At 39.6% G+C, this 15393-nt stretch carries 7 protein-coding genes and 1 riboswitch; of the genes, 4 read left to right on the top strand and 3 right to left on the bottom strand.

Going from position 1 to position 15393, the window contains the following annotated elements; genetic code table 11:
* Positions 1 to 551: 551 nt before the first annotated feature.
* Both HT731_RS08205 and HT731_RS08200 read left to right on the top strand, forming a co-directional pair.
* Entirely contained in the window at positions 552 to 3983 is a 3432-nt protein-coding gene (locus HT731_RS08205) for an SIALI-17 repeat-containing surface protein (RefSeq protein ID WP_173278454.1), read from the top strand.
* 435 nt (positions 3984 to 4418) lie between these two features.
* The gene (locus HT731_RS08200) at positions 4419 to 10985 is read left to right on the top strand and encodes an SIALI-17 repeat-containing surface protein (protein WP_173278452.1); all 6567 of its coding nucleotides are present in this window, start codon (positions 4419 to 4421) and stop codon (positions 10983 to 10985) included.
* 313 nt (positions 10986 to 11298) lie between these two features.
* On the opposite strand, the gene pepT is transcribed toward HT731_RS08200, so the two are convergent.
* Positions 11299 to 12519, bottom strand: coding sequence for a peptidase T (pepT, locus tag HT731_RS08195; RefSeq protein ID WP_140832799.1), 1221 nt, complete (start codon positions 12517 to 12519; stop codon positions 11299 to 11301).
* A 153-nt stretch (positions 12520 to 12672) separates the two neighbouring features.
* On the opposite strand from pepT, the gene hemH reads away from it, so the two are divergent.
* The gene (gene hemH, locus HT731_RS08190; RefSeq protein WP_061759157.1) at positions 12673 to 13767 is read left to right on the top strand and encodes a ferrochelatase; all 1095 of its coding nucleotides are present in this window, start codon (positions 12673 to 12675) and stop codon (positions 13765 to 13767) included.
* A 40-nt stretch (positions 13768 to 13807) separates the two neighbouring features.
* Here the strand turns inward: hemH and mscL are convergent, their stop codons facing one another.
* Together mscL and HT731_RS08180 are read right to left on the bottom strand one after the other, a co-directional pair.
* Positions 13808 to 14188, bottom strand: a complete 381-nt coding sequence (gene mscL, locus HT731_RS08185; protein WP_025171689.1) for a large conductance mechanosensitive channel protein MscL — start codon at positions 14186 to 14188, stop codon at positions 13808 to 13810.
* An 81-nt stretch (positions 14189 to 14269) separates the two neighbouring features.
* Complete coding sequence (locus HT731_RS08180) at positions 14270 to 14701, bottom strand: GtrA family protein (RefSeq protein ID WP_173278450.1); 432 nt, start codon at positions 14699 to 14701, stop codon at positions 14270 to 14272.
* Between the two features lie 28 nt (positions 14702 to 14729).
* A riboswitch (PreQ1 riboswitch) is annotated at positions 14730 to 14827 on the top strand.
* Between HT731_RS08180 and HT731_RS08175 the strand changes: the two genes are divergently transcribed.
* Positions 14825 to 15334, top strand: coding sequence for a QueT transporter family protein (locus HT731_RS08175; protein WP_140832793.1), 510 nt, complete (start codon positions 14825 to 14827; stop codon positions 15332 to 15334). (Overlaps the previous riboswitch by 3 nt.)
* Positions 15335 to 15393: the final 59 nt, after the last annotated feature.

Here is a 15393-nt window from a genome sequence, read left to right as displayed (position 1 = left end):
TTTTGGGGTGCAGTTCAGTGCTGAGTCCTTGATATTATGCGTTTTATTATGAAAAATGTTTATTAGCTCTTATACTCATACCCAATGAAAATCAAAGAGCAAACTAGGAAGCTAGTCGCAGGTTGATCACAACACTGTTTTGAGGTTGCAGATAGAGCTGACGTGGTTTGAAGAGATTTTCGAAGAGTATTATTCCGGTATCGGATGTTGTCATTCAGACTTTGTTTTGATGTGAACTATGATTGAAACTAGTTTCAAATAATTTAGAATTTTTAACTATTTTTGAAAGTAGAATCTATTGTCTATTGTAAAGTCTAAAACTGAAAATATTTATTATATAATAAGGTTAAGATAAAATATGAAAGGAGTAAAATGTCTTTCATGACGTATTGCAAAGTTGAACTGTACGCTATGCAAGATTGTTTAAATTAAAAATAATGGAAATTTCCATTAAATAGTTTAGTTTCTTTTGGAATTGTCTAGTCCTAGTGGCTAAAAATTTTAAGTCAAAAAGAAAGCGCTTTACCGAATTAGAAAATGAGAGGTAAAATATGAATCAGAGACATTTTGATAGAAAACAACGATACGGAATTCGAAAATTTGCAGTAGGGGCAGCTTCAGTAGTGATTGGAGCGGTTGTTTTTGGTGCTACACCTGCTTTGGCTCAAGAGGCAGCATCAACGAGTGGTGAAACAGCAGGGCAATCTTTGCCAGAATTGCCTAAGGAAGTAGAGACAGGAAATCTGACGAATCTAGATAAGGAACTCGCAGACAAATTGTCAACAGCAACGGATAAGGGAACTGAAGTGAGCCGTGAAGAGTTGCAAGCAAACCCAGGGTCTGAAAAACCAGCAGAAACAGAAGCATCAAACGAAAATCCAGCTACAGAGAGTGAAGACAAAGAAGAAGTTGGAAACATTCCGCGTGATTTTTATGCCAGAGAGTTGGAAAATGCCAATACTGTCATAGAGAAGGAAGATGTTGAAACAAATCCTTCAAACGGGCAAAGAGTTGATATGAAGGAGGAGCTCGGCAAGCTTAAAAAACTTCAAAATGCGACTATTCATATGGAGTTTAAGCCAGATGCATCTGCTCCACGTTTTTACAACCTCTTTTCAGTTTCTAGTGATACCAAAGTAAATGAATACTTCACCATGGCCATTCTTGATAACACAGCTATCATTGAAGGTCGGGATGCCAATGGGAACCAATTTTATGGTGATTATAAAAATGCTCCTTTGAAGATTAAACCAGGTCAGTGGAATTCTGTAACCTTTACAGTTGAGAGACCCAATGCAGACCAACCAAATGGTAAGGTGCGCCTCTACGTAAATGGTGTCTTGTCTCGTACAAGTCCTCAATCTGGTCGTTTCATCCAAGATATGCCAGATGTCAACCATGTGCAAATCGGTACAACAAAACGTACAGGCAAAAACTTCTGGGGCGCTAATCTTAAAGTCCGTAATCTAACGGTTTATGATCGGACCCTTTCACCAGAAGAAGTTAAAAAACGTAGTCAGCTCTTTGAAAGAGGAGAGTTGGAGAAGAAACTTCCTGAAGGAGCAGAAGTTACGGATAAACTGGATGTTTTTGAAGGTGGTGAGAACCGCAAGCCAAATAAAGATGGTATTGCAAGCTACCGTATTCCAGCCCTGCTGAAAACGGATAAGGGAACCTTGATTGCTGGTGCAGATGAGAGACGCTTGCATCACTCTGACTGGGGCGATATCGGTATGGTTGTTCGTCGTAGTGATGATAAGGGCAAAACATGGGGAGATAGAATCGTCATCTCAAATCCTCGTGATAATGAGAATGCTAGAAGAGCTCATGCGGGATCACCAGTTAATATCGACATGGCCCTAGTCCAAGATCCGAAAACTAAGCGAATCTTCTCTATTTTTGATATGTTTGTAGAAGGTGAAGCGGTTAGAGATTTACCAGGAAAAGCACCGCAAGCCTATGAGCAAATTGGGGATAAGGTTTACCAAGTTCTGTATAAAAAAGGTGAAGCAGGACATTATACAATTCGTGAAAATGGTGAGGTTTTTGACCCCGAAAATAGAAAGACAGAATACCGTGTTGTAGTTGATCCTAAGAAACCAGCCTATAGTGATAAGGGTGATTTGTATAAAGGTGAAGAACTGATTGGTAATGTCTACTTCGATTATAGCGACAAGAATATCTTTAGAGTTTCAAACACCAACTATCTCTGGATGTCTTATAGTGATGACGATGGAAAAACTTGGTCTGCACCAAAAGATATTACATACGGTATTCGTAAGGACTGGATGCATTTCTTAGGAACAGGACCTGGTACAGGTATTGCCTTACACTCAGGACCTCATAAAGGACGTCTTGTTATCCCTGCCTACACGACAAATAATGTATCCTACCTAGGTGGTTCTCAGTCTTCGCGCGTCATTTACTCAGATGATCATGGTGAAACTTGGCATGCAGGGGAAGCTGTCAATGATAACCGTCCGGTAGGTAACCAAACAATTCACTCTTCAACTATGAATAATTCAGGTGCTCAAAATACGGAGTCAACCGTTGTTCAGTTGAATAATGGAGATCTCAAACTCTTCATGCGCGGATTGACAGGTGATCTTCAAGTTGCTACAAGTAAAGATGGTGGAGCAACTTGGGAAAAAGATGTGAAGCGCTATGCGGATGTCAAAGATGTCTATGTTCAAATGTCAGCTATACACACTGTACAAAATGGCAAGGAGTATATCGTCCTCAGTAATGCAGGTGGACCTGGACGATACAATGGTTTGGTGCACGTAGCACGTGTGGAAGCGAATGGAGATTTAACTTGGCTCAAGCATAATCCAATTCAAAGTGGTAAATTTGCTTATAACTCCTTGCAAGATCTTGGAAATGGTGAATTTGGTTTGCTTTATGAGCATGCAGATAACAACCAAAATGAATATACCTTGTCCTATAAGAAATTCAACTGGGATTTCCTAAGTAAGGATGGGATTGCTCCAACGAAAGCAACTGTGAAAAATGCTGTAGAGATGAGCAAAAATGTCATCGCTTTAGAATTTGATTCTGAAGTATTGGTGAATCAGCCACCAGTTCTAAAACTGGCAAATGGAAATTTTGCGACCTTCTTGACTCAGTACGATTCAAAAACATTGCTATTTGCAGCTAGTAAGGAAGATATTGGTCAGGAAATTACAGAAATCATTGATGGTGCAATTGAGAGCATGCATAATTTGTCTGTAAGTCTTGAAGGGGCAGGAGTTCCTGGTGGAAAAAATGGTGCAAAAGCAGCAATCCATGAAGTTCCAGAATTCACAGGTGCAGTCAATGGTGAAGGTACAGTTCATGAGAATCCAGTCTTTGAAGGTGGCATCAACGGTGAGGAAGCAGCCGTTCATGATGTGCTAGACTTCTCAGGTGGTGTAAACGGCGAAGTAGCCGCTATTCATGAAGTTCCAGAAATAGAGGTCGAAGAAAATCCACCGGGAACTATTCATGAAGTCCCAGAATTCGAAGGCGGTGTGAATGCGGTAGAAGCCGCAAAATCAGAAGTTCCATCCTATGAAGGAGGCACTAACGCGGTAGAAGCCGCAAAATCAGAACTTCCATCCTATGAAGGAGGCGCTAATGCGGTAGAAGCCGCAACATCAGAAGTTCCATCCTATGAAGGAGGCGCTAATGCGGTAGAAGCTGTTAAATCAGAACTTCCATCTTATGAAGGAGGCGCTCATGAAGTACAGTCTGCTAGTTCGGATCTACCAACTCTTGCGGATGGTGTCAACGAGGCCGAAGCAGCAGTGCATAAGGTGACAGAATATAAGGCTGACCCGTCTACTGCAGTGCAGGCTATAGCGCAAGAACATACTTATCAAGCACCTGCGGCACAGCAGCATCTCCTGCCTAAAACAGGAAGTGAGGATAAGTCCAGTATTGCAATTGTAGGATTTGTAGGGATGTTTCTAGGCTTGTTGATGATAGGGAAAAAGAGAGAATAATAGAGAAGTTGAGAACTTAAATTTTTAAAAATAAAAAGAGGTAATGGAAATAAAATTAGGTACCGACTTTTAAAAGTTAGATTTTTTCTGTCTAATCTTTTAGGTACACATCTTACCTCTTTTTATATTAATGGGACGTTATACTCATCTGTCCTTAGCCATAGACTGTCAAAAAATATAAAGTAAAAAAGTAGTAAAAAGCATAAAAAAAACTTTGTTTTTTTATTATAATATAGTATACTTAGTATGACGAAAAACAGCTATTAGAAGCGTTATTTTATCTAAAGAAATGTAAGCGATTTCTTAGTGCTTGTAATGGTCTAAATAAAGAGTTTATTGGAAGGAGTTTTTAAATAGTAAATAAAAATAAGAATGTCACCAGTTAAAGCTGGGCTCGGGCAGTAGCTGACTGCTCTAGGAGATTAGGAGTATTTGATGAAACAATATTTTTTAGAAAAAGGTCGAATCTTTAGTATTCGTAAACTGACTGTTGGTGTTGCTTCTGTAGCAGTCGGTCTTGCTTTTTTTGCATCTGGGAATGTTGCGGCTAGTGAACTTGTGACAGAATCAAAACTTGAAGTTGACGGTCAATCAAAAGAAGTGGCAGATGTAGATCATAAAAAAGTAGAAACAGTTAAAGAAGAAGTAACTGAAAAAACAGAGCCTACTGCCGAGAAAGCAACAGAGGAAGCTAAAACTGCTGAAGTGGCTGGTGATGTACTCCCTGAAGAAATCCCTGACCGTGCCTATCCTGATACTCCAGTAAAAAAAGTGGATACTGCAGCTATTGTATCAGAAAAAGAAAGTCCACAGGTAGAGACAAAGAGCATCTTGAAACCTACGGAAGTAGCTCCAACTGAAGGCGAAAAAGAAAATAGAGCCATTATCAATGGTGGCCAAGATCTGAAACGTATTAATTATGAAGGCCAGCCAGCTACCTCAGCTGCTATGGTTTATACAATTTTCAGTTCACCTTTAGCAGGTGGAGGTAGCCAACGTTATCTCAATTCTGGATCTGGAATCTTTGTAGCTCCAAATATTATGTTGACAGTAGCTCATAATTTCTTAGTCAAGGATGCAGATACCAATGCAGGTTCTATTCGTGGCGGTGATACTACTAAGTTTTATTACAATGTAGGTTCAAATACTGCTAAGAACAATTCTTTGCCAACTTCAGGAAATACGGTTTTGTTCAAGGAAAAGGATATTCATTTTTGGAATAAAGAAAAGTTTGGTGAAGGAATTAAGAATGATCTAGCTTTAGTAGTAGCACCAGTTCCACTTTCGATTGCAAGTCCAAATAAGGCAGCTACTTTTACTCCTCTTGCAGAACATCGTAGCTATAAAGCTGGTGAACCAGTTAGTACCATAGGATATCCGACAGATTCCACTTCTCCGGAATTGAAGGAACCAATCGTTCCTGGTCAGTTGTATAAGGCTGATGGTGTCGTTAAGGGTACTGAAAAGCTTGATGATAAAGGAGCGGTTGGCATCACTTATCGCCTGACTTCTGTTTCTGGTCTTTCTGGTGGTGGAATTATTAATGGTGATGGTAAAGTTATTGGAATTCACCAACATGGAACTGTTGATAATATGAATATCGCTGAAAAAGATCGCTTTGGAGGAGGACTTGTCCTATCGCCTGAACAACTAGCATGGGTCAAAGAAATCATTGATAAATATGGAGTCAAAGGCTGGTACCAAGGAGATAATGGTAATCGTTACTACTTTACTCCAGAAGGAGAAATGATTAGAAATAAGACAGCTGTTATTGGCAAAAATAAATACTCTTTCGATCAAAATGGTATTGCGACGCTTCTTGAAGGTGTTGACTATGGACGAGTTGTTGTAGAACATCTAGACCAAAAAGATAACCCAGTCAAAGAAAACGATACTTTTGTTGAAAAGACGGAAGTTGGAACTCAGTTTGACTATAACTATAAAACAGAAATTGAGAAAACTGACTTCTACAAGAAGAATAAAGAAAAATATGAAATTGTATCGATTGACGGTAAAGCTGTCAACAAGCAACTGAAAGATACTTGGGGAGAGGATTATAGTGTTGTGAGCAAGGCTCCTGCAGGAACTCGTGTCATTAAGGTTGTTTATAAAGTCAATAAGGGTTCCTTCGATCTTCGTTACCGATTGAAAGGTACAGACCAAGAATTAGCGCCTGCAACTGTTGACAATAACGATGGTAAAGAATACGAAGTTTCCTTTGTTCATAGATTCCAAGCTAAAGAAATTACAGGCTACCGTGCAGTCAATGCAAGCCAAGAAGCAACAATCCAACATAAAGGAGTGAACCAAGTTATTTTTGAATACGAAAAAATAGAAGATCCAAAACCAGCAACTCCTGCAACTCCAGTAGTGGATCCAAAAGACGAAGAAACAGAAATTGGAAACTATGGACCACTACCAAGCAAGGCTCAATTGGACTACCACAAGGAAGAATTGGCTGCCTTCATCCACTATGGTATGAATACCTACACTAACTCTGAATGGGGGAACGGTAGAGAAAATCCTCAAAACTTTAACCCAACTAATCTTGATACAGACCAGTGGATTAAGACTTTGAAGGATGCTGGATTCAAACGAACAATCATGGTTGTCAAACACCACGACGGTTTTGTGATTTATCCATCTAAATATACAGACCATACGGTGGCTGCAAGTCCATGGAAAGATGGTAAGGGTGACCTTCTCGAAGAAATCTCTAAATCAGCGACTAAGTATGATATGAATATGGGTGTTTACCTATCACCATGGGATGCTAATAACCCTAAATATCATGTTTCAACTGAAAAAGAGTATAACGAATACTATCTCAACCAACTCAAGGAAATCCTTGGCAATCCTAAATACGGAAATAATGGTAAATTCATCGAAGTATGGATGGATGGTGCGCGTGGTAGCGGAGCTCAAAAAGTAACTTACACCTTTGACGAGTGGTTCAAGTACATCAAGAAAGCTGAAGGGGATATCGCTATCTTCTCTGCTCAACCAACAAGCGTCCGTTGGATCGGTAATGAACGTGGTATCGCTGGAGATCCAGTTTGGCATAAGGTTAAGAAAGCTAAGATCACTGACGATGTGAAGAACGAATATCTCAACCATGGAGACCCAGAAGGAGATATGTACTCAGTCGGTGAAGCAGACGTTTCTATTCGTTCAGGTTGGTTCTACCATGACAATCAACAACCAAAATCAATCAAAGATTTGATGGATATCTACTTCAAATCTGTTGGTCGTGGAACGCCACTCCTCCTCAATATTCCACCAAATAAAGAAGGTAAATTCGCAGATGCAGACGTGGCTCGCTTGAAAGAATTCCGAGCAACCTTGGACCAAATGTATGCGACTGACTTCGCCAAGGGAGCAACTGTAACGGCAAGCTCTACTCGTAAGAATCATTTGTACCAAGCAGGTAACCTAACCGATGGTAAGGATGATACTAGTTGGGCATTGTCAAATGATGCGAAGACAGGTGAATTCACTGTCGATCTTGGTCAAAAGAGACGCTTTGACGTAGTCGAACTCAAAGAAGATATCGCTAAAGGTCAACGTATCTCAGGATTTAAGGTTGAAGTTGAGCTCAATGGTCGCTGGGTTCCATATGGAGAGGGTTCGACTGTTGGTTATCGTCGTCTTGTCCAAGGTCAACCTGTAGAAGCCCAAAAGATTCGTGTGACTATCACGAATTCACAAGCAACCCCTATTTTGACAAACTTCTCTGTTTATAAGACACCAAGTAATATCGAAAAAACAGATGGTTATCCTCTAGGTTTGGATTACCATTCAAACACAATAGCTGACAAAGCAAATACAACCTGGTATGACGAATCTGAAGGCGTTCGTGGAACATCCATGTGGACCAATCAAAAAGATGCTAGCGTAACCTACCGTTTCAATGGAACTAAGGCTTATGTCGTATCTACAGTGGATCCAAATCACGGTGAAATGTCAGTTTACGTGGATGGTCAAAAGGTTGCAGACGTACAAACGAATAATGCAGCTCGTAAACGTAGCCAGATGGTTTATGAAACAGATGACTTGACTCCAGGTGAACATACCATCAAACTCGTTAACAAAACTGGCAAAGCTATTGCAACTGAAGGTATCTATACGCTCAACAATGCTGGTAAGGGTATGTTTGAGTTGAAAGAAACAACCTATGAAGTTCAAAAAGGCCAACCAGTTACTGTAACCATCAAACGTGTTGGTGGTAGCAAGGGAGTTGCGACAGTTCATGTCGTGACTGAGCCAGGAACAGGGGTTCACGGTAAGGTATATAAAGATACAACGGCTGATTTGACCTTCCAAGATGGTGAAACAGAAAAGACTTTGACAATTCCGACAATTGACTTTACTGAGCAAGCTGATTCAATCTTTGACTTTAAAGTAAAAATGACAAGCGCATCAGATAATGCCTTGCTTGGATTTGCTTCAGAAGCAACTGTTAGAGTAATGAAGGCTGACTTACTTCAAAAAGACCAAGTCAGTCATGATGACCAGGCCAGTCAACTTGACTACAGCCCAGGTTGGCACCATGAAACCAATTCTTCTGGCAAATACCAAAACACTGAGTCTTGGGCATCCTTTGGTCGTTTGACTGAAGAGCAAAAGAAAAATGCTAGCGTAACAGCTTACTTCTACGGAACAGGTCTTGAAATCAAAGGTTTTGTTGATCCTGGACATGGTATCTACAAGGTAACTCTGGATGGTAAAGAACTTGAGTATCAAGATGGTCAAGGAAATGCTACTGATGTCAATGGTAAGAAGTACTTCAGTGGAACAGCAACTACACGTCAAGGTGATCAGACTCTTGTTCGTTTGACTGGACTCGAAGAAGGTTGGCACGCTGTAACCTTGCAATTGGATCCAAAACGAAATGATACCTCTAGAAATATTGGTATTCAAGTTGATAAGTTCATCACTCGTGGAGAAGATAGCGCTCTTTATACCAAAGAAGAATTAGTTCAAGCTATGAAGAACTGGAAGGATGAATTGGCTAAATTTGACCAAACAAGTTTGAAGAATACTCCAGAGGCGCGTCAAGCCTTCAAGTCAAACTTAGATAAATTATCTGAACAACTTTCAGCAAGTCCAGCCAGTGCTCAAGAAATTCTGAAAACAGCCACAGCCTTGCAAGCTATTCTTGATAAGGAAGAAAACTATGGTGTCGAAGAAACACCATCCCAGCCAGAAGAGCCTAACTACGACAAGGCCATGGCAAGCTTGGCAGAGGCTATCCAAAACAAGAGCAAGGAACTAGGTAGCGATAAAGAAGCTAAGAAGAAACTAGTTGAGCTATCAGAACAAGCTCTTACAGCTATCCAAGAAGCCAAGACACAAGATGCAGTAGACAAAGCCTTGCAAGCAGCTCTCACTTCTATTAACCAACTTCAAGCGACTCCAAAAGAGGAACCAAAACCATCCCAGCCAGAAGAGCCTAACTACGACAAGGCCATGGCAAGCTTGGCAGAGGCTATCCAAAACAAGAGCAAGGAACTAGGCAGCGATAAAGAAGCTAAGAAGAAACTAGTTGAGTTATCAGAACAAGCTCTTACAGCTATCCAAGAAGCCAAGACACAAGATGCAGTAGACAAAGCCTTGCAAGCAGCTCTAACTTCTATCAATCAACTTAAAGCGACTCCGAAAGAGGAGCCAACACCATCCCAGCCAGAAGAGCCTAACTACGACAAGGCTATGGCAAGCTTAGCAGAGGCTATCCAAAACAAGAGCAAGGAACTAGGTAGCGATAAAGAAGCTAAGAAGCATCTCGTCGAGTTATCCGAGCAGGCTCTGACAGCTATCCAAGAAGCTAAGACACAAGATGCAGTAGACAAAGCCTTGCAAGCAGCTCTCACTTCTATTAACCAACTTCAAGCGACTCCAAAAGAGGAACCAAAACCATCCCAGCCAGAAGAGCCTAACTACGACAAGGCCATGGCAAGCTTGGCAGAGGCTATCCAAAACAAGAGCAAGGAACTAGGTAGCGATAAAGAAGCTAAGAAGAAACTAGTTGAGTTATCAGAACAGGCACTTACAGCTATCCAAGAAGCCAAGACACAAGATGCAGTAGACAAAGCCTTGCAAGCAGCTCTAACTTCTATTAACCAACTTCAGGCGACTCCGAAAGAGGAAGTGAAACATTCCATAGTTCCAACGGATGGAGATAAGGAACTAGTTCAACCTCAACCAAGTCTTGAAGTAGTAGAAAAAGTAATTAACTTCAAGAAAGTTAAACAAGAAGATTCAAGTCTTCCAAAAGGTGAAACTCGAGTGACTCAGGTAGGTCGTGCAGGTAAGGAACGTATCTTGACTGAAGTAGCACCAGATGGAAGCCGCACTATAAAACTTCGTGAAGTTGTTGAAGTTGCGCAAGATGAAATTGTGTTGATTGGAACTAAGAAAGAAGAATCAGCTAAAATCGTATCAGCTGACCACAAGGTACCAGAATTTACTGGTGGTGTGTCTGATTCTGAAGCAGCTATTCACAACTTACCAGAGTTTACTGGTGGTGTGTCGGGTTCTGAAGCAGCTATTCACAACTTACCAGAGTTTACTGGTGGTGTGTCTGATTCTGAAGCAGCTATTCACAACTTACCAGAGTTTACTGGTGGTGTGTCGGGTTCTGAAGCAGCTATTCATAACTTACCAGAGTTTACTGGTAGTATGACTGGTTCTGAAGGAGTTACTCATGGAGTTTCGAACGTTGAGGAAGGAGTTCCTAGTGGAGAAGCTGCAAGTCATCAAGAATCAGGATTTACTAGTGATGTAACTGCCTCTGAAAAAACTATGAATCAAATCGTAGATAAAAATGATGATAAGTCATATGTAGTTCCGCCTATGTTAGAAGATAAGACTTATCAGGCACCTGCAAATCGTCAAGAAGTTCTACCTAAAACAGGAAGTGAAGATGGTTCTGCTTTTGCATCTGTAGGAATTATGGGCATGTTCTTAGGCATGATTGGAATGGTCAAAAGAAAAAAAGACTAATTAATGTAAAATGCCCTTAAATAGTGTATTCGAATTGGATGCAAGAAGGTTGTAACAATTAGTTTTAGATTGTTTTCCTTGTATTAAGTGAAATACAATCAAGTAGACGAGAAAATTGGGAGATAACTAAAGGAGCAGGGAAAGATGTCACTTTTAATACTTAATGAAAATCAAAGAGCAAACTAGGATACTAGCCGCAGGCTGTACTTGAGTACAGCAAGACGATGTTGACGTGGTTTGACGAGATTTTCGACGAGTATAAAATACTAAAACCGAGCATTTCCGTAGTTGGATATGCTCGGTTTTTTATCAATTATTTATAAGCTACGATACCAATGATGGTATCAACTGCACGTTCCATAGTCTGAAGGCTAACATATTCAAAACGTCCATGCATGTTTTCGCCACCAGCAAAGATATTTGGAGTTGGGATTCCCATAAAGGAAATTTTAGAGCCGTCTGTCCCGCCGCGAATTGGTTCAATAATAGGTGTGATACCTAAATCTTCCATAACGGCCTTAGCAATGGTAATTGGAGTCATATCTTTTTCAATGACTTCTTTCATATTGTAGTACTGGTCTGTCAAGTTTAGGGTGACACGGTCGCTGCCAAGTTCTTGATTCATTTTATCAGCGATAGACTGCATAGCTGCTTTACGCGCTTCAAAGGCATCTTTTTCAAAATCACGAATGATGTAGCTTGCACGCGCTTCCTCGACACTACCTGTCACATCCATAAGATGATAGAACCCTTGGTAACCATCCGTTAACTCAGGACGTTCATTCTCTGGAAGTTGATTGTGAAAATCAATTGCTAACTGAAGGGCGTTGACCATTTGCCCTTTTGCAGTACCAGGATGGACATTACGACCTTGGAAATGCAATTCAGCACCAGCTGCTGAGAAAGTTTCGTACTGAAGTTCTCCTAGTGGTCCTCCATCAACAGTGTAGGCAAAATCAACATCAAAATCTTCTGCATCAAATTTATTAGCACCAACACCGATTTCTTCATCTGGACCAAAACCAACACGAATCTCACAGTGTTTGATTTCAGGATGAGCATTTAGATATTCAATGGCTGTCATAATTTCAGCAATTCCTGACTTATCATCGGCACCTAGCAAGGTTGTTCCATCGGTTGTGATAAGCGTTTGTCCTGGATATTTCTCAAGACTCTTGAAGTCGGATGGATCTAGTTTAAAACCAGAATTTCCAAGTTCAATCACACCCCCATCGTAGTTTTCAATTACCTGTGGATTGACTCCTTCGGCATTAAAATCAGCAGTATCCATGTGGGAGATGAAGCCAATTTTACGTGTTAAAGATGGATCATTGGCTGGCAAGGTTCCAATAGCAAAACCATTTGGTAGATAATAAACATTTTGTAATCCAACACGTTTCATTTCAGGAATGAGGACATTTGTCGCAAAGTCAACCTGACTCTGTGTACTTGGAGTAGTAGTAGAGTGTTCATCAGAGCGCGTGTTGACCTTAACGTAGGTTAAGAAGCGGTCCAAGAGATTGGGGTAAGTCATAAATAACTCCTTTTGAATTCATTTTTTCCATTGTATCATAGAAAGAAGAGAAAAACAAAAGACAGAAGTTAGGGAAATTCTCTATGTTAGCGTTTACTTATCAGTGGATTCATGATAAAATAAATTTGATAAAAACATCACAAGGAAGCAGTTATGAAAAAAGCAATTTTAATGATGACTTTCGGTTCGCCAGAAGAGATTACCTTTGAAGGTGTAGCTGATTTTTTCACAAATATTCGTCGTGGAGTGAGACCTCAAGACCACGAGATTCAAACACTCTATGATAATTATGTACTTATTGGAGGTACGCCTCTACAAAGAATTACCCGTGAAGAAGTTGCCTTAGTAGAAGCTAGACTGGGGAATGAGTATAGTGTCTATTTTGCCAATAAATTTTCCAAACCTTTTATTCCAGATGTGATTGGTCAGATGGAAGCAGACGGCATTGAGCAGTGTATTTGCCTGATTTTGGAGCCCCATTATTCGTTCTACTCTGTCATGGGGTATGAGAAATTTTTAGAAAGCAAGCAAATTCAATTTTTGATCATTAAGGACTGGTATCAAGAAGAGGCCTTGCTAAACTATTGGGCAGATGAAATTGCTAATATTTTAAAAGAAGAAGTAAAGCAGGATAGCTTTAAAGTCATCTTTTCAGCCCATAGTGTACCCATTTTTGCCTTGGATTTTGGTGACCCTTATATTGACCAAATTTTTGAAAATAGCAAGCTAGTCGCTGAAAAACTAGGATTGAGTTCAGAACAATATACTAACACCTGGCAGAGTGAGAGCGATATCGGTATTCCATGGATTAAACCAGATGTTTTGGAGTATCTCAGAGAACAGACAGAACATCCAGACCATTATATTTTTGTTCCTATCAGCTTCATTAGTGAGCATATTGAAGTCTTGTTTGATAATGATGTGGAATGTTATGATTTGTGTCAGGAATTGAGTGTGAACTACCATCGTCCACCAATGCCCAATACGGATTCTCGTTTGATTGATGCCTTGGTTAATACAGTCAGAGCTAATGAACATCAAGAGTTTAAGGAATTTCTCCCAGAAGAAGAAACCTTTGATGAGTTAGTCCCTTCGGATGAAACTAAAAATATTTTAGATGAATCTCAAGATTTACAAATGCCAGAATTTGTGAAAAAACTGATTGAGAAAAAAGGTCGTGAAAATGTTAAGATGCCATATTTGATCAAGAAAATGCTAGAGAAAGCAGGTAAGTTGCCGAAAGAGTAAAGAAAAAGGATTTAGCTTTGTGCTAGATCCTTTTAAATGATTATTTTTTCTCAAGAAGCGCTTTGATTTCTTGAAGTACTTCCAATTCAGTTGGAGCAGCTGGAGCTTCCTCAGCAGGTTCTTCTTTTTTAGTAAGGCTTTGAGCTTTTTCCATAGCTTTAATAACAAAGAAGAGAACAGTACCTACAACAAGGAAGTTGATAATAGCACTCAAGAATTTACCATATGTAACACCATTCCATGCAAGCTCAGCGATGTTTTGTACTTTCGCAGCTTCCAAGGCTGGGTTCAATAGGAGTGGAGTGATGATATCATTAACAAATGAAGTAACGATAGCACCAAAAGCAGAGGCAATGATCACACCGACAGCAAGGTCTACGACATTACCGCGGAGCAAAAATGCTTTAAGATCTTTTAACATTTTCATAATTCCTTTACAAAATTTTTACTCTTTATTATATATTAATTAAGAAATGCTCGCAAGCTATATGCTTAAATTTTTTTATTTTTTAAAAATAAATACCTTACTAAAAATGTAATTAAGAATAATTATCAAAAATTGTGAAATAGCTGTTTCGATAGTATTAACCTTGTCTATATTATTATTTACAAATTGCCCAATAATATTAGGAAACTGGGTTACAAAGAGAAAAGTTAAAAATAAGTCTAAAAGAAAAGTAGAAAGGCGGGCAAGAGTAAATTTCACTAAACGGATAAGTCGATTCTTCCTTGCTTGTTTAAACACAATCGTATCATTTGTGATAAAGGCAAAGAGGATACCGATAATATTTGCTAGGGCAGTAGCAAGGAGTTCTTTATGAGTTAGTTGATAAATGACTAATCGGGATAGAATAGAAATAAGAGTAGTTGCTATTCCAAAAAAAAGATAGGCTAAGAGCTCATTCATGAATAGACTTTGAATGCGTTTTTTCATGCTTTTAGTATAGCATAAAGCAGGCTATTGTGCTATACTAGTAAGGTTGAATGAATCAACCCTTGGTGCTTAGCTTCTTTCACCAAGCATATTTTACGTGGACAACCCGCCAAAGGAGAAAAGATGAAAAAATTAACTGTTCGTGATGTAGCAGATATTGCAATCGTTGCAGCTATCTATGTAGTTTTAACTGTCACACCACCCCTAAATGCCATTAGCTACGGTGCTTATCAGTTCCGTATTTCAGAAATGATGAACTTTATGGCTTTTTACAATCCTAAGTACATCATCGGAGTTACAATTGGTTGTATGATTGCTAATTTCTTTAGCTTCGGACTGCTAGATGTCTTTGTTGGTGGTGGATCAACCTTGGTATTCCTCAGTTTAGGGGTTTGGCTTTTTGCAAAATACAGCAAGGATTACCTCTTTAATGGATTAATCAGAAAAGATCATTTTTTCTTTTCAATCCTCTTTTCAATTTCCATGTTTACAATTGCTGCCGAGTTGAATATCGTAGCGCAATTACCATTTTTCCTTACTTGGTTCACAACAGGAATTGGTGAATTTGCTTCATTGATTATTGGTGCGATTATCATTGGTAAAATTGGTCGTCGAATCGATTTAAGCAAATAGAACAGGACAAGCTAGGTAGCTATTACCTGGCTTTTTCTTATGGAAAATATCTAAGGAAA

It is taken from the genome of Streptococcus sp. k-163 (genome assembly GCF_013277555.1).
Taxonomy (GTDB): Bacteria; Bacillota; Bacilli; order Lactobacillales; family Streptococcaceae; genus Streptococcus.
The sequence above is the reverse complement of the archived record's forward strand: the minus strand, read 5'-3'. Positions and strand labels throughout refer to the sequence as shown.